A 19398-nucleotide genomic window follows, 5' to 3' on the forward strand; every position below is an offset into this window, starting at 1 on the left:
CCGGACCGGTGAGTACGCGGGGTCGGCGAGGCGGGACCGGACCGGTGAGGACGCGGGGCTGGCTGCGGCGGGGCGGGAGCGGTGAGCACACGGGCCGGCGGGGCGGGGCCGGACCGGTGAGCCGTAGGTCGGCCCCACCCGGGCCCCGTACGCTGTACCGGTGAGCACCACCACCGGCCCCGAAAGCCCCGACGCCCTCCTCGGCCCCGCCGACATCCGTGAGCTGGCCGCCGCCCTCGGCGTGCGCCCCACGAAGCAGAAGGGCCAGAACTTCGTCATCGACGCCAACACCGTCCGGCGGATCGTCCGCACGGCCGAGGTGCGGCCCGAGGACGTGGTCGTGGAGGTGGGGCCCGGACTCGGCTCCCTCACCCTGGCCCTCCTGGAGGCTGCGGACCGCGTGACGGCCGTCGAGATCGACGACATCCTCGCCGCCGCCCTCCCGGCCACCATCGCCGCCCGCATGCCGCAGAAGAAGGACCGCTTCGCGCTCGTCCACTCCGACGCGATGCACGTCGAGGAGCTCCCGGGCCCGCCGCCGACCGCGCTCGTCGCGAACCTGCCGTACAACGTGGCCGTGCCCGTCCTGCTCCACATGCTGGAGCGGTTCCCGACCATCGAGCGGACCCTCGTCATGGTCCAGGCCGAGGTCGCCGACCGGCTCGCCGCGAAGCCCGGGAACAAGGTGTACGGAGTCCCCTCCGTCAAGGCCAACTGGTACGCCGAGGTCAAGCGCGCCGGCGCCATCGGCCGCAACGTCTTCTGGCCCGCGCCGAACGTCGACTCCGGCCTGGTCTCCCTCGTCCGCCGCACCGAACCGCTCGCGACCACCGCCACCCGGCAGGAGGTCTTCGCGGTCGTCGACGCGGCCTTCGCACAGCGCCGCAAGACCCTGCGCGCGGCCCTCGCGAACTGGGCGGGCTCGCCGGCCGCCGCCGAGGAGGCCCTGGTGAAGGCCGGGATCTCGCCGCAGGCGCGGGGCGAGTCGCTGACGGTGGAGGAGTTCGCGCGGATCGCGGAGGCGAAGCAGCAGTGAGCGTGACCGTACGTGTCCCCGCCAAGGTCAATGTGCAGCTCGCGGTCGGCGCGGCCCGCCCCGACGGCTTCCACGACCTGGCGAACGTCTTCCTCGCCGTCTCCCTGTACGACGAGGTGACCGCCACCCCCGCCGAGGCGCTGACGATCACCTGCGAGGGCCCGGACGCCGACAAGGTGCCGCTGGACCGCAGCAACCTCGCCGCGCGCGCCGCCGAGCTGCTCGCCGCCCGGCACGGCGTCTCCCCGGACGTGCACCTGCACATCAAGAAGGACATCCCGGTCGCCGGCGGCATGGCGGGCGGCAGCGCGGACGGCGCGGGCGCGCTGCTCGCCTGTGATGCGCTCTGGGGCCTTGACACGCCCCGCGAGGTACTCCTGGAGATCTGCGCCGAGCTCGGCTCGGACGTGCCGTTCAGCCTGGTCGGCGGGGCGGCGCTCGGCACCGGGCGGGGCGAGAAGCTGACGGAGCTGCCGGTCGGGGGCACCTTCCACTGGGTGTTCGCCGTCGCCGACGGCGGGCTTTCCACCCCGGCGGTGTACGGCGAGTTCGACCGTCTCGCCGAGGGCGTCGAGGTCCCCGAGCCCGCCGCCTCAGCGGCGCTCCTGGAGGCCCTGGCGACCGGCGACACCACCGCCCTCGCCACCACCCTCGCCAACGACCTCCAGGCACCGGCGCTCTCCCTGCGCCCCTCGCTCGCCGCGACCCTGACGGCCGGCACCGAGGCGGGTGCGCTCGCGGCCCTGGTCTCCGGCTCGGGCCCGACGACGGCGTTCCTGGTGAAGGACGCGGAGACGGCGGCCGCGGTCGCCGCCGCCCTCACCGCATCCGGCACCTGCCGCACGGCCCGCGTGGCGACGTCACCGGCGCCGGGCGCGGTCGTCCTGGGCTAGGGGCGGACGGGACCTAGAGCTTGTTCCTGGAGATACGGGCCAGGAGGAGGTTCGGGTCCGGGGTCTCGGTGGTGTCGAAGTAGGCCGCGCTGGGGACGTAGACGGTCTTGGCGCGGACCGCCACCGAGGTCGGGCTGTCGAGGCCGTCCGTGCCGGTGAGGACGGTCTTGTGGGTGCCGTCGGGGCGGACGAGTTCGAGCTTGTTCTCCGTGACCCGCGCGGCCAGGACCGTGTCGCCGTGCCCGGTGAAGGCGAAGTCGTCGATCCCGCCGATTCCGGTCGCCCTGGTCTGGATCGGGCCCGCGGTCCGGTCCTTCTTGAACGGGATGCGGAGCAGGGTGCTCTGCGCGGAGTTGGACACCCAGACGGCACCGTCGTGGACCTTCAGGCCGTTGGCGCCGTAGGGGATCTCCTCGGACGGCTGGAGCTTGGCTCCGGTGGCCCAGAGCGTCGCCTCCACCTCCGTGTCCCCGTTCGGCACCGGCGCGCTCCACACGACGCCGCGTGCCGAGTCGGCGGTGTACAGGGTGCCGCACTTCTCGTCGAGGGCGAGGCCGTTCGGGAAGCCGTCGACGGGCACCTTCACGACCCGCTGGGGCGCGCTGCCGTCGGGGCGGATGCGCCAGATGCCGTTCTCCTCGTCGGTGCCGGTGACGTAGTTGACGTACAGGGTGCCGTCGTGGGCGCGGGCGAGGCCCGTGACCAGGGCCCCCGGCGGGTCGGTCACCGTGGGGAGGACCGCGAGGTCCGTCGGCCCGGACCCGTCCCTGCCGACCCGCACCACCTTGTGGGCGAAGGCGAAGGTCATGACCGCCGAGCCGTCGGGTTCGAGGGCGATGTTCTCCGGGGTCTCCCCGGCGTCGAAGTCGAAGTGGGCGACGATCCGGGGATCGGACACGGTCGGATCGGCGGCCGACGCGGGGCCTGTGGCGAGCACGGTGAGGGCGGCGGTGGCGACGGCGACGGCGGCCAGACGCGGGCGTCTCGACATGGGCTTCTCCTGTGGGGGTGCGGGTGACCTGAGGAGAGGCTCGCGGTTCGCCGGCCGGGGAGCACGGCAGCCGTGGCCGGGAGGTCGCCCACGTGGCCGACGCCATGGGGCCGGTTGGCAGCGCGCGGCGCGGCGGGGGAGCGGCGCCCGCACCGGGTGGCGGCGGGCGCCCGGGGCGGTCCGTGCGGCGACGTACCCTTGAACGTCGATCGATCCCCCGTACAGGAGTGAACGTGGCCGTCAACCTGGTCAATGTCGAGGCCGTCAGCAAGGTGTACGGCACCCGTGCCCTGCTCGACGGGGTCTCGCTCGGCGTCTCCGAAGGGGACCGGATCGGGGTCGTCGGACGCAACGGCGACGGCAAGACCACCCTCATCCGGATGCTCGCCAAGCTGGAGGAGGCCGACACCGGCCGCGTCACCCACAGCGGCGGGCTCCGCCTCGGGGTGCTCACCCAGCACGACTCCCTCGACCCGAAGGCCACCATCCGGCACGAGGTCATCGGCGTCATGGCCGACCACGAGTGGGCGGGCAGCGCCAAGATCCGCGACGTGCTCACCGGCCTCTTCGGCGGGCTCGACCTGCCCGGCTTCGAGCAGGGCCTCGACACGATCATCGGCCCGCTCTCCGGCGGCGAGCGGCGGCGCATCGCGCTCGCCAAGCTGCTCATCGAGGACCAGGACCTGATCGTCCTCGACGAGCCCACCAACCACCTCGACGTCGAGGGCATCGCCTGGCTCGCCAAGCACCTCCAGGAGCGCCGCTCGGCGCTCGTCTGCGTCACCCACGACCGCTGGTTCCTCGACCAGGTCTGCACCCGCATGTGGGACGTGCAGCGCGGTGACGTCCACGAGTACGAGGGCGGCTACTCCGACTACGTCTTCGCCCGGGCCGAGCGGGAGCGGATCGCCGCCACGGAGGAGGTCAAGCGGCAGAACCTGATGCGCAAGGAGCTGGCCTGGCTGCGGCGCGGCGCCCCCGCCCGTACCTCCAAGCCGCGCTACCGCATCGAGGCCGCGAACGAGCTGATCGCCGATGTGCCGCCGCCGCGCGACACGTCCGAGCTGATGAAGTTCGCCAACGCCCGCCTCGGCAAGACGGTCTTCGACCTGGAGGACGTGAGCATCACCGCCGGCCCCAAGGAGCTGCTCAAGCACCTCACCTGGCAGCTCGGCCCCGGCGACCGCATCGGCCTCGTCGGCGTCAACGGCGCGGGCAAGACCTCACTCCTGCGGGCGCTCGCGGAGGCGGCCGTCAGCCAGGGCGAGCAGCAGCCCGCCGCCGGGAAGATCGTCGTCGGCAAGACCGTCCGGCTCGCCTACCTCTCGCAGGACGTCACCGAACTCCCCGCCACGCTGCGCGTCCTGGAGGCCGTGCAGCAGATCCGCGACCGCGTCGACCTCGGCAAGGGCCGCGAGATGACCGCCGGTCAGCTGTGCGAGCAGTTCGGCTTCTCCAAGGAGAAGCAGTGGACGCCCGTCGGCGACCTCTCCGGTGGTGAGCGCCGCCGCCTCCAGCTGCTCCGTCTCCTGATGGACGAGCCGAACGTCCTCTTCCTCGACGAGCCCACCAACGACCTCGACATCGAGACCCTGACCCAGCTGGAGGACCTCCTCGACGGCTGGCCGGGCTCCATGGTCGTCATCTCCCACGACCGGTTCTTCATCGAGCGCACCACGGACCGGACGTTCGCGCTGCTCGGCGACAGGACCCTGCGGATGCTGCCGCGCGGCATCGACGAGTACCTGGAGCGGCGTCAGAAGATGATCGAGGCGTCGGTCCCGGCGCCCGCAGCCGCGCCCGCGCAGCAGAAGCCCGGCGTCTCCGCCGCGGACGCCCGCGCCGCGAAGAAGGAGCTGCAGAAGGTCGAGCGTCAGCTCGACAAGCTCTCCGACAAGGAGGCGAAGCTGCACACGCAGATCGCCGACAACGCCACCGATTTCGAGAAGGTGGCGAAGCTCGACGCGGAGCTCCGGGAACTCGCGGGGGAGCGCGAGGAATTGGAGATGCGCTGGCTGGAGCTGGCCGAGGACGCGTAGGCGTCGTTCGCGTCCGCGACGCATAACGAGGGCATTACAGGCCGGTCCTCCCTTGGGTACAAGGGGCGGACCGGTCGCTTTTGCGTCAGCGCGTGAGTGGTAGAAAGAAAACCCGTTCACGTCAAGGGGGAACCGCTGATGACCCAGCCGCCCAGCAACCAGCCGCCGGGGGGCTTCGGAGCCCCCCAGGACCCGAACCAGGGCCCGGCCGTGCCGCCCGTGCCTCCGCAGGCTCCGCCGGTCCCGCCGCAGGCACCGCCGACCCCGCCGGCGACGCAGCCCGGTTACGGATACCCGCAGCAGCCGGGCCAGGCGCCGCAGCCGGGTCCGTACGGCCAGCCGGGTCAGGCCCCGCAGGCCGGTCCGTACGGCCAGCCCGGTCCGTACGGGCAGCCCGCGCAGCAGCCCTACGGATACCCGCAGCCCGGCCAGCCCGGCCAGCCCGGCCAGCCCGGCCCGTACGGTCAGCAGCCGAACCCCTACGGCGGCTACCCCAACCAGCCCATGTACCCGGGCGCCCCCACCCCGCCCCAGGCCCCCGGTGGCGGCGGCCCGTTCAAGGGCAGGACCGGTGTCGTCGCCGGCATCGCCGCCGCGGCCGTCCTGGTCGCCGCGGTCACGACCTGGGCCGTCGTCGGCGGGGACGACGACAAGGACCCGGTCGCCCAGCCCACCGCCACGGCCACCTCCTCCGGCGCCCCGAAGCCCACCGAGTCCGTGGACCAGGGCGACGGCACGGGCGACGGCAGCAACGGCGAGGAGGACCTCAACGCGGGCCGCCAGGCCGGCGAGGCGAAGGTCAACTGGCTGCTGAAGAACACCGTCGACCTGCCCCGCAACGGCTCCGACGTCTTCGGCCCGTGGATCGTCGGCGACACCGTCGTCAAGGCGATGTACAAGGGCGTCGACGGCTACGGCCTGACCGACGGCAAGCCCAAGTGGCACGTCGACCTGCCGTTCGAGCTGTGCGCGGTCCCGCCGGAGCCCGCCGCCGACGGCTCCATGGTCTTCGGCTACGCCGAGAGCGCCAAGGACGGCGCCAAGTGCACCCAGCTCCAGAAGGTCGACCTCAAGACCGGCAAGGCGGGCTGGAAGAAGGCCGTCCCGAAGGCCACCGGCCTCTTCGCCTTCTCCGACAACACCCTTTCCATCAGCGGCAACACGGTCACCGCGGCCGGCTCCAGCAGCGCGTACGGCTTCTCGATGGCCGACGGGCACCAGCTCTTCAAGGGCGCCGACACCGGCTGCAAGCCCTTCGCCTACGCGGGCGGCAGCAAGCTGATCGCCGCCATGGACTGCCCCTCGGGCAGCACCACCAAGAAGCTCCAGGCGATCGGCGAGGTCGACCCCAACACCGGCAAGCCGAAGTTCACCTTCCAGCTGGAGGCGAACTGGGAGGTCGACAAGGTCTACTCGGTCGACCCGCTGGTCGTCTCGGCCACCCAGCGCGACCAGAAGAAGTGGTCCATCTTCGCGCTGAACGCCAACGGCAAGCTGCGCTCGCAGATCCAGGGCGGCAACGACAAGTTCGCGCCCTCGTGCGGCGGCAGCTTCGTCATCTTCGGCAAGAACCTCCAGGGCTGCACCGGTGTCGCCGCCGACGCGAACACCTTCTACATGGCCACGGAGACCGGCTACGGCAAGGGCAACGAGGTCGTCGCCTTCGACCTGAACACCGGCAAGGCCAAGTGGCGCTCCAAGGCCCCCGGCGACCAGCCGATGACGCCGCTGCGCATGGACGGCGGCCAGCTCCTGCTGTACGTGGACCCGTCGTACGACAAGGGCGGCGCCGTCGCCACCCTCGCCCCGACCGGCGGCGAGCCGAAGATCCTGCTCCAGCACCCGGCCTCGACCGCCGAGATCGAGAGCAACTTCTACGACGCGAGCTTCGCCTACGGCAGCGGCACCTTCGTGGTGGCGAGCGGACGTGTGTCGGCGTCCAACGACAAGGACGAGATGCAGGTCAAGACGATGATGGCCTTCAGCAAGTGAGGTACACGGACCGATGACGCAGCCACCCCCGCCGCCGCCGAACCAACCCCCGGACCCGCAGGGCGGCTTCGGCGCCCCGACGCCGCAGCAGCCGGAGCCCGGTTACGGCTACCCGCAGCAGCCGGCGCCGCAGCCGGAGCCCGGTTACGGCTACCCGCAGCAGCCGGCGCCGCAGCCGGAGCCCGGCTACGGCTACCCGCAGCAGCCGGCGCCGCAGCCGGAGCCCGGCTACGGCTACCCGCAGCAGCCGTACGGGTACCCCACCGCGCCCCAGCAGCCCCAGCAGGCCCCGCAGTACGGCGGTTACCAGCAGCCGGGCCAGCAGCCGGTCCAGCCCCCGTACGGCTACCCGACGCAGCCGCAGCAGCCGCAGTACGGCGGCTACGCCCAGCCCACCCCGCCGCCGGCACCCGGCGGCAAGAAGCTGTCGGCGCAGCTGCAGATCGTCATCGCGGCGGCCGTCGCCGTCGTCCTGATCATCGGCGTCGGCATCTGGTACGCCAACTCCGGCGGCGGTGACGGCGGCAACGAGGCCAAGGGCTCGGGCGGCACCTCGCAGGGCTCCGCCACGGGCGGCGGCGACACCGGCGGCAAGGGCCTCGGCGGCGGTGGCAAGGAGAAGCCGCCGGCCGACACCAAGTCGAAGATGTCCTTCCAGATCGCGCAGCCGAAGGTCGCGGACATCACCGACGTCTCCGGCTCCTGGATCACGGACAAGGCGTTCGTGAAGCCCGGCGTGAACTCGCTCGTGGGCTACGACCTGGACAAGGGCAGCGTCCTGTGGACGCTGCCGCTGACCGGCCAGGTCTGCGGCGCCTCGCGGCACATCACCGCCGACAACAAGGCGCCGATCCTCTTCGAGGCCACCAAGCGGGTGGGGCCGCGCTACTACCAGCCGTGCACCGAGGTCGGCGTGGTCGACCTGAACACCGGCAAGCTCCTCTGGTCCACCTCGGTCACCGGCGGCTCCGCCGGCGACCAGAAGGCCCGGTTCACCGAGGTCACGCTCAGCGGGGCGACCGTCGCGGCCGGCGGCACCGACGGCGGCGCCGCCTTCGACCTCGCCAACGGCAACCCGCGCTGGAAGCCGCAGGCCAACGACCAGAACTGCTACGACATGGGCTACGGCGGCGGCGAGGGCCTCGTCGCGGTCCGCAAGTGCGGGCAGTACGACAACCCGAACGTGCTGATCCAGAACCTCAACCCGACCACGGGCGCCCCGCTCTCGCAGTACAAGATGCCGCCCGGCGTGAAGTACGCCTCGGTCGTCTCCACCAAGCCGCTGGTCGTCGCGGCCGACGTCGGCGAGACCGCCGGTGACGGCAGCGGCATCTCGGACTTCTTCTCCATCGACGAGAAGACCGGGAAGCTGAAGGCGAAGATCACGGCGGACGCGGACCAGTACGCGGCCCGCTGCCGCGCCACCGAGGTCGAGTCCTGCACCCAGGCGCTCGTCGGCAACGGCCGGCTGTACGTGCCGACCGAGGAGCACGAGGGCAGCACCGGCGAGTACGGCAGCGAGACCAACGAGATCATCGCCTTCGACCTGGCCACCGGGCGCACCGTGCCCGAGAAGGCCGACGCCGGCGACAAGTTCACCTTCGTCCCGCTGCGGATGGACGGCGGCAACCTCATCGTCTACAAGGCCCCGCCCTACGACCAGGGCGGCCGGATCGTCTCCGTCGACGGCGGCACGATGAAGGAGACGCTGCTCCTGGAGAACCCGGCGGACAAGTCGATCCACAACGCCGAGAGCAGCTTCAGCCTGAACGGTGCCGAACTCGTCTACGGGAACGGCCGGTTCTTCATCTCGGAGACCCTGGTCAGCAAGCCGCGGGAGAACTCCTCGGCCAACGACATCAAGGAGTACCTGATCGTCTCCTTCTCCGTCGGGCACTGACCACCCGCCGTCCGCCCGTGGGCCCTTCCGGTGATCCGGAGGGGCCCACGCGCATGTCGGCGCGCGGAGCGGGGGAGCGTGTAGCTTTCCGGGTCAGGCCGCCGGGGCATCCGGCCGGCCAGGAGGAGGGGGGATGACCGGGATGGGCGTACGCCTCGTGGTGGTGGACGACCACCGCCTGCTCGCGGAGGCGCTCGCCTCGGCGCTGAAGCTGCGCGGGCACCGGGTGCTCGCGGCGGCGGCGCCGGTGGCGGGGGCCGCGGAGCTGGTGGTGAGCCGGGCGCCGGAGGTCTGCCTCCTGGGCACGGCGGCGCCGGACGCGCCCGGGGCCTTCGACCCGGTCGTACGGATCAAGAAGGAGCGGCCGCAGATCGCCGTGGTGGTGCTCGGCCCGGTGCCGTCGCCGCGCGGGATCGCGGCGGCGTTCGCGGCCGGGGCCTCGGGGTACGTGCGCCACGACGAGCGCATCGAGGGCGTGGAGCGCGCCCTGATGAAGGCGCGGGCGGGGGAGTCGGCGGTGGCGCCGCAGCTGCTCCAGGGGGCGTTCGCGGAGCTGCTGCACCCTTCGGCGCAGCCGGACGACGAGGCGCAGCGGCTGCTGCGGCTGCTCACCCACCGGGAGGTGGAGGTGCTGGTCCGGGTCGCGGAGGGCGAGGACACCCGGCTGATCGCGGCGGGCATGGGGATCGCGCCGAGCACGGCGCGGACGCATGTGCAGCGGGTGCTGATGAAGCTGGGGGTCGGTTCGCGCCTGGAGGCGGCGGCGCTGGCTGCGCGTACGGGGCTGCTGGACCGGGCGGTGCCGGGGCAGCGCGGCCCGCACTGAGGTTGCTTGTCCGCCCGGCCCCTTCCGTGTGAGGGGCCGGGCTTCGGCATTGACGGCGATGTTGGAATGTGATTGTTTGTGCGTGGTTCTGTTTGGTCCGCCGGAGGCACCCCGTGAAGAAGACCGTCACCACGCTCGCCGACGGGCGCGAGCTGATCTACTACGACACGCGCGACGACACCGTCCGCACCGCGGTCGACCCCCGCCCGCTCACCCCCGTCGTCTCCCGCTCCGAGATCCGGTACGACGAGCTCACCGGCGACCCCGTCGCCATCGCCTCGCACCGGCAGTCCCGCACCTACCTCCCGCCGGCCGACGCCTGCCCGCTCTGCCCCGCCAAGGACGGCCGGGAGAGCGAGATCCCCGAGGAGAGCTACGAGGTGGCGGTCTTCGAGAACCGCTTCCCCTCCCTCTCCGGCGGCGTCGGCCGCTGCGAGGTCGTCTGCTTCACCGACGACCACACCGACTCCTTCGCCGACCTCACCGAGGAGCGCGCCGCACTCGTCCTCGACGCCTGGACCGACCGGACCGCCGAACTCTCCGCCCTGCCCGGCGTCGAGCAGGTCTACTGCTTCGAGAACCGCGGCGCGGAGATCGGCGTCACCCTGCCCCACGCGCACGGCCAGATCTACGCCTTCCCGTACGTCACGCCCCGCACGGCCGCCATGCGCCGCCGCGCCGACGAGCACCGCGCGGCGACCGGACGGAACCTCTTCGACGACCTCGTCGCCCGCGAGCGGGCCGACGGCGAGCGGGTGGTCCTGGAGACCGAGCACTGGATCGCCTTCGTGCCGTACGCCGCCCACTGGCCGTACGAGGTCCACCTCCACCCCAAGCGCCGGGTGCCCGACCTGCTTGCCCTGGACACGGCGGAGCGCACAGAGTGCGCACAGGTCTACCTGGAACTCTTGAGGCGCTTCGACCGGATCTTCGGCCCGGACGAGCCGCCGACGCCCTACATCGCCGCCTGGCACCAGGCGCCGTTCACGGACGAGCGGCGTGAGGACCTCGGACTGCACCTGGAGCTTTTCACCGTCCGACGGGCCTCTGGCAAGCTGAAGTTCCTCGCGGGCACCGAGTCCGGCATGGGCGCGTTCATGAACGACGTACGGCCGGAGGACGCGGCCCGGCGCATCCGAGAGGTGGCAGGCGCATGACGCTGAAGTATCTGGTGACGGGCGGGGCGGGCTACGTGGGCAGCGTGGTCGCCGCCCACCTCCTGGAGCGGGGCCACCGGGTCACCGTCCTCGACGACCTCTCCACCGGCTTCGCCGAAGCCGTCCCCGAGGGCGCCGAGTTCATCGAGGGCCGCATCCAGGACGCCGCGGAGTGGCTCGACGGCTCCTACGACGGCGTGCTGCACTTCGCCGCCTTCTCCCAGGTCGGCGAGTCCGTCGCCAGGCCCGAGAAGTACTGGGAGAACAACGTCGGCGGCACCATGGCCCTGCTCGCCGCGATGCGCGCCGCCGGCGTCCGCAGGCTGGTCTTCTCCTCCACCGCCGCCACCTACGGCGAGCCGGAGACCGTGCCGATCACCGAGACCGCGCAGACCGCCCCCACCAGCCCGTACGGGGCGAGCAAGCTGGCCGTCGACCACATGATCGGCGGGGAGTGCGCCGCCCACGGCCTGGCCGCCGTCTCGCTGCGCTACTTCAACGTCGCCGGGGCGTACGGAGCGCTCGGCGAGCGCCACGAGCCCGAGTCCCATCTGATCCCGCTCGTCCTCCAGGTCGCCCTGGGCCGGCGCGAGGCGATCTCCGTGTACGGCGAGGACTACCCGACCCCGGACGGCACCTGCGTCCGCGACTACATCCACGTCGCCGACCTCGCCGAGGCCCACCTCCTGGCCCTCGACGCGATGACGGCCGGCGAGCACCTGATCTGCAACCTCGGCAACGGCAACGGCTTCTCCGTCCGCGAGGTCGTCGAGACCGTACGCAAGGTCACCGGCCACCCGATCCCCGAGATCACCGCCCCGCGCCGCCCCGGCGACCCCGCCGTCCTGGTCGCCTCCGCCGAGGCCGCCCGCGAGCGGCTCGGCTGGACGCCGTCCCGCCCGGACCTGGCCGATGTCGTCGCCGACGCCTGGGCGTTCGCCCGACAGCAGGCAGGAGTCCGTCCGTGAGCGTCGCCGCCGACTTCGAGGCGCTGTACGGCGCCGCGCCCGACGGTGTCTGGGCCGCCCCCGGCCGGGTCAACCTCATCGGGGAGTACACCGACTTCAACGACGGCTTCGTGCTGCCGCTCGCGCTGCCGCACACCACCGTCGCCGCCGTCTCCCGCCGCGACGACGGCGTCCTGCGCCTGCACTCCGCCGACATCGACGGCGGGATCGTCCAACTGGACGTCGACGCCCTGGAGCCGCTCTCCGGCGGCGGCTGGGCGGCCTACCCCGCCGGGGTCGTCTGGGCGCTGCGGGAGGCCGGGCACCCGGTCGCCGGGGCCGACGTCCACCTCACCTCGACCGTGCCGACCGGCGCCGGTCTCTCCTCCTCGGCGGCCCTGGAGGTCGTCACCGCGCTCGCCCTGAACGACCTGTTCGAGCTGGGGCTCTCCCGACCCGAGCTCGCCCGGCTCGCCCAGCGCGCCGAGAACGCCTTCGTCGGCGTGCCCTGCGGCGTCATGGACCAGATGGCCTCCGCCTGCGCCGAGGAGGGCCACGCGCTCCATCTGGACACCCGGGACCTCTCGTACCGTCAGGTCCCCTTCGACCTGGCGCACGAGGGGCTCCGGCTGCTCGTCGTCGACACCCGCGTGAAGCACGCGCTCGGAGACGGCGCGTACGCCGAGCGGCGCGCCGGGTGTGAAGCGGGTGCGCGGGCGCTCGGCGTGCGCACCCTGCGCGAAGTGAGCGCCGCGCATCTACCCGAAGCGCTCGGGCGTTTGAGCGACGAGACGATTCTGCGGTACGTGCGGCACGTCGTCTCCGACAACGCCCGGGTGGAGCGGACCATCGCGCTGCTCGACGCCGGCGCCACCCGTGCCGTCGGCCCGGTGCTCACCGAGGGCCATGCCTCCCTCCGGGACGATCTGCGGGTCTCCTGCCCCGAGCTGGACCTCGTCGTCGAGGCGGCGAACGCCGCCGGGGCGCTCGGCGCCCGGATGACCGGCGGCGGCTTCGGCGGCTCCGCCGTCGTCCTCGTGGAGACCGAGCGGGCGGAGGCGGTGTCCGCCGCCGTCGGGAAGGCCTTCGCCGAGGCCGGGTACGCGGCCCCGGGGATCTTCCCCGCCGTCCCGTCGGCGGGCGCGCGCCGCCTCTGAATCACCGCACACACCCGGACGGCTTCGGACAGTTCCGCGAATCGGCCCCCACCGCGGCGCCCCGCCCCTACTCTGAGGGGCAGCGCCGGTGGGGGCCGGTGCTGTTCAGGGGGCGAGACCCGTCGGGTACGGCGCCAGAAGCGGGGTAACAGTCAACGCACGGCGGCGGCCGTGCCTTCGGCGGACCCGCCTCCGGCGCCGTACCCGCGTCGGTCCGTTCCTCGACACTTGGGAGTGTCCGTGGCACGCATCCGCGTCCTGGTGGTGGACGACCACCGCATCTTCGCCGAATCGCTGGCCGCCGCCCTGGCGGCGGAGCCCGATGTCGACGTCGCCGCCGCAGGCAGCGGCCCGGCGGCCCTGCGCTGTCTGGAGCGCGGCGCGGCGGAGGGCCGCAGGTTCGACGTGCTGCTCGTGGACGCCGAGCTGGGCGCGGGGCCCGCCGGGGCGGCGGTGGCGCGCGTGGTGCCCGCGGACGCGGAGGGCGCCGTGGACGGGATCTCGCTGGTCACGGGCGTACGACGGCTGCAGCCCGCGCTCCGTACGGTCGTCCTCGCGGAGAAGGACGACCCGCGCCGGGCCGCGCTCGCGCTCCAGGCCGGGGCCTCCGGCTGGGTCGCGAAGGACTGCTCGCTGCAGCGGCTCCTCGCGGTCGTACGGGGTGTGCTGCGGGACGAGACGCATCTGCCGCCGGCGCTGCTCACCGGGGTGCTGCGGGAGCTGACGGAGGCCCGCAGGCACCGGACGGACAGCGAGCGGCTCGTGGAGTCGCTGACCCCGCGCGAGCGGGAGGTGCTGCGCTGCATGGTCGCGGGCCTGGGCCGCAAGGCGGTCGCCGAGCGGCTCTTCCTCTCCCCGCACACCGTCCGTACGCACATGCAGAACGTGCTGGGGAAGCTGGGTGTGCACTCGACGCTCGCGGCGGTGGCGCTGGCCCGCCGGGCGGGCGTGGGCCCCGCGGAGCCGGTGCTACCCGGGGATGTTGTCGAACGGGGCGGTCAGCCGGCGTAGCAGTCCGGCCAGTTCGCCGCGCTGGGCGCCGGAGAGCTGGGCCAGGATGGCGCGCTCCTGCGCGAGGAGTCCGGCGAGCGCCTCGTCGGCGCGGTCGCGGCCCTCGGGGGTGAGCCGGACCAGGACTCCGCGCCGGTCGCTGGGGTCGGGGAGCCGCTCGACGAGGCCCTTCTTGGTGAGCCGGTCGATGCGGTTGGTCATGGTGCCCGAGGTGACCAGGGTCTGGGTGAGGAGCTGGCCGGGGGAGAGCTGGTACGGAGCTCCGGCGCGGCGCAGCGAGGTGAGGACGTCGAACTCCCAGGGCTCCAGCTGGTGCTCGGAGAAGGCGAGCCGACGGGCGCGGTCGAGGTGGCGGGCGAGCCGCGAGACACGGCTGAGCACCTCGAGCGGTTCCACGTCGAGGTCGGGGCGCTCACGGCGCCATGCTGCGACCAGTCGGTCGACCTCGTCCTCCATGACGATCAGTGTAGAGGGTCTGTTGACATAAAGTCTCTTGTATTCGAGTTTCTCGACATCGAGTATCTTGAGATCAAGATATATTTCCCTGGACTATGGGGAAGGGACCCCGCCGGAACTCGTTCCGCTTCGGCAACTCGTGCCAGCAAGGGGGCTTCGAACATGCATTCCGTCGACTCTGCCGCACCGACCTGGGATCCGCAGCAGTACCTCCGTCACTCCGGCCACCGCACCCGACCGTTCCTCGATCTGCTCGCCCGAATACCGCAGTTGCCGGCCCAGGACCGGCCCGCCCGCATCGCCGACCTCGGCTGCGGACCCGGCAACGTGACGGTCCTCCTCGCCGACCGGTGGACCGACGCGCACATCACCGGCTTCGACCTCTCCCCCGAGATGCTGGAGCGCGCCGAGAAGGACTGGTCCGGCACCACCCGGGGCGGCGGCTGGCTCGACTTCCGGCCCGCCGACGCCGCCCACTGGACCCCCGGCGAGCCCTACGACCTGATCGTCTCCAACGCCGCCCTCCAATGGGTGCCCAACCATCCCGAGTCCTTCGCCGCCTGGATCGACGGACTCCATCCCGGCGGCACCCTGGCCTTCCAGGTCCCCGGCAACTTCACCTCGCCCAGCCACGCCCTGCTCGGCCGGCTCTGCGAGACCCCCGAGTGGCGGTCCCGCCTGAGCGACCAGGGCCGCCGCTACGTCCACATCCTCGACACCGCCGACTACCTCGCCCGCCTCACCGACCTCGGCTGCGAGACGGACGTCTGGGAGACCACGTACTGCCAGCTGCTCCAGGGCGAGGACCCCGTCCTCGACTGGGTCAAGGGCACCGCGCTGCGGCCCGTCCTCACCACCCTGGGCGACGACCAGGAGGCCGTCGACGCCTTCCTCGCCCAGTACCGCGCGCTGCTCCGCGAGGCCTACCCGCCCGGCCCGCACGGCACGGTCTTCCCGTTCCGCCGCATCTTCGCCGTCGCCCGCAAGAAGTCGTGAACGCCATCGTGCCAGGGCCTGTCTGACGATTCCCGTCGGGTCCGGCCCGCCCGGCACGCACGCTCGCCGCACGGCCGAAACGCCCAAGTAGCTCCGCTACGAGGGCGTCCCGGCCGCACGCCGATCGCACGCACCGAACGACCCGGCCTGATCCGACGCGAATCGTCAGACAGGCCCTACGCGCGGACGCCCCGCACCGGAAGGCCGGTGCGGGGCGTCCGTGGGATCCCGTGGTGTCAGGACATGCTGTTGTAGATCCCGTAGCCGTAGCCGATCTTGGCCCGCGGGGCGAACTTGCCCGGGGTGGTGTTCAGGTAGCGGTACACGTCGCCGCCGGAGGTGATGCCGATCAGGTCGGCCTTCCCGTCGGCGTTGAGGTCGCCGGGGGCGACCACCTTGGAGTACGTGTTCCAGCCGTAGCCGATCTTCACCCGCGCCTTGAACGGCGTCGCGGCGACGCCGGTGCCGGCGTACAGGTACAGGTCGCCGCCGGAGGTGCGGGCGATGAGGTCGGCGCGGCCGTCGCCGGTGTAGTCGCCGGCGCCGACGAGCTTGTTGTACCCGCCCCAGCCGGCCCCGATCTTCACCCGGGAGCCGACGGCCGTGCCCTGGCCGTTGCCCTGGTAGAGGTACAGGTAGCCGGAGCCGTCGCGGGCAAGCAGGTCGCCCTTGCCGTCGCCGGTCAGGTCACCGGGGCCGACGAGCGCGTTGAAGACGCCCCAGCCGCTGCCGAGGTCCGAGGCCTCGATCCAGAGGTGGCCCTGGTAGACGACCGCGATGTCGGAGGAACCGTCCGCGTTCATCGAGGACAGGTGCGTGAAGTTCAGACCCGCCCAGTCGCCCGGGTCGCCGAACTGGGAACGGGAGGCGAGCAGGCCGGTGGTCCGGGCGCCGTACCACCACATCGTGCCGGAGTTGTCCCGGGCCAGGACGCCTTCCTTGCCCAGGACCGACTGGCCGCCCGACCCGCCGAACTGCGGGATCCCGGCCCAGCCGCCCACGTCGCTGGACTGCTCGCGCGGGGCGAGGGTGCCGTCGCCCTTGCCGGTGTAGTACCAGAACGTGCCGTTCATGTCGCGGGCGAGCAGCTCGCCGTTGCCGTCGCCGTTGTCGTCGCCGACGGGGAAGATCGCGTTGTAGATGCCCCAGCCGACGCCGATCTGCTTCCGGGCGGCGAACGGGTTGGCCTTGTCGCCCGTACCGGCGTACAGCCACAGGTTGCCGGCCGTGTCACGGCCGAGGAGGTCCGCCCAGCCGTCGCCGTTGTTGTCGCCGATGCCGAAGAGCTGGTCGTAGATGTTCCAGCCGGCGCCGATCTTCACCCGCGCCGAGAACGGCGCGGTGCGGTTCCCGGTGGCGTAGTACAGCCACAGGACGCCGTCCTTGTCGCGGGCCACCAGGTCCGCGCGGCCGTCGTCGTTCACGTCGCCGGGCGCGACGACCTTGTTGTAGATGCCCCAGCCGTTGCCCGTCCAGGCGTACGACGCGTTGTACGGGGTGGCGTCCGTGTAGAGGCGGAGCTGGCCCTGCTGCGAGAGCGTCAGGACCTCCGGGCCGCTCGGGTCCGCGTCCTGGTTGCCGATCGGGATGACGTCCTTCACGGGCTCCGACGTTTCCCCGTTGAACAGGCCGCCCTCGCCGGAGGTCGTGGCCGTGTAGAGGTCGCCGCCCCAGGTGCGGTAGATCAGGTCGCCGCCGCCGTCACCGTCGAAGTCCGACAGCAGCGGAGAGGCGCCGACCGCGGAGGCCTCCGCGGTACCGGCACGGACCGCGCCGCTCGCCGGGCGCGTCAGCGACGGCGGGGTGAAGTCGGCCGCCGGCTTCTCGGCGACCGGGACCGGCGACGGGGTGCCGGCGGACGCCGGGCCCGCGAGGAGCATGCCGGCGGAGAGGACGAGCGCGGTGCAGGCGGCGAGCCGACGCGCGCGCGTGGAGGAACGGAAGGACATGGGATCCCCCCCAGGGATCAGAGGTGTGAGAGAACCGGAGAGGGGGCTGGCACAGCGCGGAACGGCGTCGGCGCGGGCCGGTGGGGCCACACGGAGACGACCTCGTTCGCGGGCCGGAGCGCCCCTCGGAGGGTCGAACGGGAGTCTACTCACGGAGCCGGGGCGACCCCGCACCGGAGTCCGGTGCGGGGCGCCCGAGGCGCCGTCAGTACATGATGGAGTAGGTCTGGTAGCCGTAGCCGATCTTGACCCGGGGCGTGAGGGCGGCGCCGGTGCCCGTACCGAGGTACCGGTACAGGTCTCCCGCCGCGTCCACCGCGAGCAGGTCGGCCTTGCCGTCGCCGCTCACGTCGCCCGGCGCCACCAGCTTGGTGTAGATGCCCCAGCCCGTGCCGATCTTCACGCGCGCGGCGAACGGAGCGGTCGCCGAGCCGGTGCCCTTGTACAGCCAGAGGTTGCCGGAGCCGTCGCGGACCACGAGGTCCGCGCGCCCGTCGCCGGAGAAGTCACCCGCGCCGAAGGTCCGGTTGTACGCCCCCCAGCCGGAACCGATCCGGATCCGCGGGGCGACACCCGTGCCCTGGCCGTTGCCCGGGTACAGCCACATGACACCGGAGGCGTCACGCGCCAGCAGGTCGCCCTTGCCGTCGCCGCTCAGGTCGCCCGGGCCGACGAGCAGGTTGTAGATCTGCCAGCCGCCGCCGAGGTCACGGTCGGCGTTGTAGAGGTGGCCCTGGTAGATCTCCAGGAGGTCGGCGAACGCGCCCTCGTCCAGGGCGGAGACGTAGGAGAGGTTCGCGCCGGCCCAGCCGCCGCTGGATCCCCACTGCGCGCGTGCGGTGAGCGTGCCGTTGTTCTGGTCGCCGTACCAGAAGAGCGTCCCTGCCTTGTCGCGGCCGAGGAGCCCGCTCCTGCCGGCGCTGGGGATGTTGCCCGCCCCGGCGAACTGGTCCACGCTGAGCCAGCTGCCGGAGAGCTTCACCGGCGTCGAGTACGCGCCGTTGCCGAGACCGCTGTAGGCCCAGAGCGCACCGCTCTGGTCCCGGGCGAGCAGATCGGCCCTGCCGTCACCGTCGCGGTCGTCGGGGGCGACGATCTGGTTGTACGCGTTCCAGCCCCTGCCGATGTCCTGGCGCGGCTTGAACGGCGCCGCCGGGTCGCCGGTGCTGCCGTAGAAGTAGAGCCGGCCGTCCGTGGCGCGGGCCACGACATCACCGCGGCCGTCGCCGTCGTTGTCGCCGATGCCCACGAGCTGGTCGTAGCCGCCCCAGCCGTAGCCGACCTTCGCACGGGCGGCGAAGGGCGCCGTCGGCACGCCGGTCGCCCGGTAGTAGTACAGATCGCCGTTGTACTGGCGGGCCAGCACGTCGGCCCTGCCGTCACCGTCGACGTCACCGGGCGAGAACACCTTGTTGTAGATGTTCCAGCCGTTGCCCGACCAGGTGAGCGAGCCGGAGGTCGTGGTGGCCTCCGCGTACAGCCGGAGCACGCCGTAACGGGAGAGGGCGAGCACCTCGGGCTTGCCCGTGCCGTCCTGGTCCCCGAGCGGAACGAGGTCGAGGTTCTGGTTGAGGAGCGAGTCGGCGGCCTCGAACTGGGTGGCCGCACCCGCGCCGGTCGGCGCGATGTACGTCCGGCCGTCCTGCTTGCGGTGGATCAGATCGGTCCTGCCGTCACCGTCCACGTCGAAACGGGCCGGCACGACGGCCGTCGCCTCGGCGGCACGGGCGGTGCCCGTCCCGACGGCCGGCTGCGACATGTCCAGCTTCGGCGTCGTCGTGTCGGCGCGCTGCGGCTGCTCCACGACGGGACGCGGCGGCCGGGACGCGGTGTCGGCCACGGCGGGAGACGCCAGCAGCATGCCGGCGGAGAGGGCGAGCGCGGTGCAGGTGGTGACACGACGAGCACGCCCGGAGAATGCGGAACGCAAAGAGATCCCCCCCAGGGATCGCAGAGACAACGGCCGGGTCCAGGGGTCCGCGACGCCGTCGCAGGCGGCAGACGCGCACGAAGGGCGGACACCCTCCCGGAGGTGAGAGGAGCGTACC

General features: G+C 72.6%; 15 protein-coding genes. 11 read left to right on the top strand and 4 right to left on the bottom strand.

Going from position 1 to position 19398, the window contains the following annotated elements:
• The first annotated feature begins 160 nt into the window (after positions 1–160).
• Positions 161–1036, top strand: a complete 876-nt coding sequence (gene rsmA / locus AC07AW_RS32420) for a 16S rRNA (adenine(1518)-N(6)/adenine(1519)-N(6))-dimethyltransferase RsmA (RefSeq protein ID WP_478819038.1) — start codon at positions 161–163, stop codon at positions 1034–1036.
• Complete coding sequence (locus AC07AW_RS32425) at positions 1033–1929, top strand: 4-(cytidine 5'-diphospho)-2-C-methyl-D-erythritol kinase (protein ID WP_478819039.1); 897 nt, start codon at positions 1033–1035, stop codon at positions 1927–1929. The genes rsmA and AC07AW_RS32425 overlap by 4 nt, the downstream gene beginning before the upstream one ends.
• A 13-nt stretch (positions 1930–1942) precedes the next feature.
• On the opposite strand, the gene AC07AW_RS32430 is transcribed toward AC07AW_RS32425, so the two are convergent.
• Complete coding sequence (locus AC07AW_RS32430) at positions 1943–2920, bottom strand: SMP-30/gluconolactonase/LRE family protein (protein ID WP_478819040.1); 978 nt, start codon at positions 2918–2920, stop codon at positions 1943–1945.
• Between the two features lie 233 nt (positions 2921–3153).
• Between AC07AW_RS32430 and AC07AW_RS32435 the strand changes: the two genes are divergently transcribed.
• The 8 genes from AC07AW_RS32435 (at position 3154) to AC07AW_RS32470 (ending at position 13949) form a co-directional block, all read left to right on the top strand.
• Positions 3154–4959: an ABC-F family ATP-binding cassette domain-containing protein gene (locus AC07AW_RS32435; protein WP_478819041.1), complete on the top strand. Its 1806-nt coding sequence runs from the start codon at positions 3154–3156 to the stop codon at positions 4957–4959.
• Positions 4960–5097: 138 nt separating this feature from the next.
• Positions 5098–6951 (top strand): outer membrane protein assembly factor BamB family protein, encoded by a 1854-nt coding sequence (locus AC07AW_RS32440; protein ID WP_478819042.1) that lies wholly within the window; start codon positions 5098–5100, stop codon positions 6949–6951.
• A gap of 13 nt (positions 6952–6964) precedes the next feature.
• Positions 6965–8851, top strand: coding sequence for an outer membrane protein assembly factor BamB family protein (locus AC07AW_RS32445; RefSeq protein ID WP_478819043.1), 1887 nt, complete (start codon positions 6965–6967; stop codon positions 8849–8851).
• Positions 8852–8993: 142 nt separating this feature from the next.
• The gene (locus AC07AW_RS32450) at positions 8994–9677 is read left to right on the top strand and encodes a helix-turn-helix transcriptional regulator (protein WP_478819166.1); all 684 of its coding nucleotides are present in this window, start codon (positions 8994–8996) and stop codon (positions 9675–9677) included.
• A 113-nt stretch (positions 9678–9790) separates the two neighbouring features.
• Positions 9791–10834 carry a galactose-1-phosphate uridylyltransferase gene (gene galT, locus AC07AW_RS32455; protein WP_478819044.1) on the top strand — a complete coding sequence of 348 codons (1044 nt, stop codon included), beginning with the start codon at positions 9791–9793 and terminating at the stop codon, positions 10832–10834.
• The gene (gene galE / locus AC07AW_RS32460) at positions 10831–11802 is read left to right on the top strand and encodes a UDP-glucose 4-epimerase GalE (protein WP_478819045.1); all 972 of its coding nucleotides are present in this window, start codon (positions 10831–10833) and stop codon (positions 11800–11802) included. The genes galT and galE overlap by 4 nt, the downstream gene beginning before the upstream one ends.
• Positions 11799–12938, top strand: coding sequence for a galactokinase (gene galK, locus AC07AW_RS32465; RefSeq protein WP_478819046.1), 1140 nt, complete (start codon positions 11799–11801; stop codon positions 12936–12938). Before galE ends, galK begins: the two co-directional genes overlap by 4 nt.
• A 240-nt stretch (positions 12939–13178) precedes the next feature.
• Complete coding sequence (locus tag AC07AW_RS32470; RefSeq protein WP_478819047.1) at positions 13179–13949, top strand: LuxR C-terminal-related transcriptional regulator; 771 nt, start codon at positions 13179–13181, stop codon at positions 13947–13949.
• Here AC07AW_RS32470 and AC07AW_RS32475 read toward each other — a convergent pair.
• Positions 13908–14405 carry a MarR family winged helix-turn-helix transcriptional regulator gene (locus AC07AW_RS32475; protein WP_392157975.1) on the bottom strand — a complete coding sequence of 166 codons (498 nt, stop codon included), beginning with the start codon at positions 14403–14405 and terminating at the stop codon, positions 13908–13910. The genes AC07AW_RS32470 and AC07AW_RS32475 overlap by 42 nt on opposite strands.
• 162 nt (positions 14406–14567) lie before the next feature.
• Here AC07AW_RS32475 and AC07AW_RS32480 point away from each other — a divergent pair, with 162 nt between their 5' ends.
• A complete protein-coding gene (locus tag AC07AW_RS32480) occupies positions 14568–15401 on the top strand; it encodes a trans-aconitate 2-methyltransferase (protein WP_478819048.1) in 834 nt (277 codons plus the stop codon).
• 236 nt (positions 15402–15637) lie between these two features.
• Here AC07AW_RS32480 and AC07AW_RS32485 read toward each other — a convergent pair whose 3' ends face one another.
• Both AC07AW_RS32485 and AC07AW_RS32490 read right to left on the bottom strand, forming a co-directional pair.
• The gene (locus tag AC07AW_RS32485) at positions 15638–17350 is read right to left on the bottom strand and encodes an FG-GAP repeat domain-containing protein (protein ID WP_478819049.1); all 1713 of its coding nucleotides are present in this window, start codon (positions 17348–17350) and stop codon (positions 15638–15640) included.
• 205 nt (positions 17351–17555) lie between these two features.
• The gene (locus AC07AW_RS32490; RefSeq protein ID WP_478819050.1) at positions 17556–19280 is read right to left on the bottom strand and encodes an FG-GAP repeat domain-containing protein; all 1725 of its coding nucleotides are present in this window, start codon (positions 19278–19280) and stop codon (positions 17556–17558) included.
• Positions 19281–19398 lie beyond the last annotated feature (118 nt).

It is taken from the genome of Streptomyces sp. NPDC044003, from assembly GCF_056435185.1.

Excerpts from the sequence above, each read along its gene's own strand:
- AC07AW_RS32430 (WP_478819040.1), bottom strand. The coding sequence starts at position 2,920 with ATGTCGAGACGCCCGCGTCTGGCCGCCGTCGCCGTCGCCACCGCCGCC.
- AC07AW_RS32440 (WP_478819042.1), top strand. The coding sequence starts at position 5,098 with ATGACCCAGCCGCCCAGCAACCAGCCGCCGGGGGGCTTCGGAGCCCCC.
- AC07AW_RS32445 (WP_478819043.1), top strand. The coding sequence starts at position 6,965 with ATGACGCAGCCACCCCCGCCGCCGCCGAACCAACCCCCGGACCCGCAG.
- AC07AW_RS32450 (WP_478819166.1), top strand. The coding sequence starts at position 8,994 with ATGGGCGTACGCCTCGTGGTGGTGGACGACCACCGCCTGCTCGCGGAG.
- galE (WP_478819045.1), top strand. The coding sequence starts at position 10,831 with ATGACGCTGAAGTATCTGGTGACGGGCGGGGCGGGCTACGTGGGCAGC.
- AC07AW_RS32475 (WP_392157975.1), bottom strand. The coding sequence starts at position 14,405 with ATGGAGGACGAGGTCGACCGACTGGTCGCAGCATGGCGCCGTGAGCGC.
- AC07AW_RS32480 (WP_478819048.1), top strand. The coding sequence starts at position 14,568 with ATGCATTCCGTCGACTCTGCCGCACCGACCTGGGATCCGCAGCAGTAC.
- AC07AW_RS32485 (WP_478819049.1), bottom strand. The coding sequence starts at position 17,350 with ATGTCCTTCCGTTCCTCCACGCGCGCGCGTCGGCTCGCCGCCTGCACC.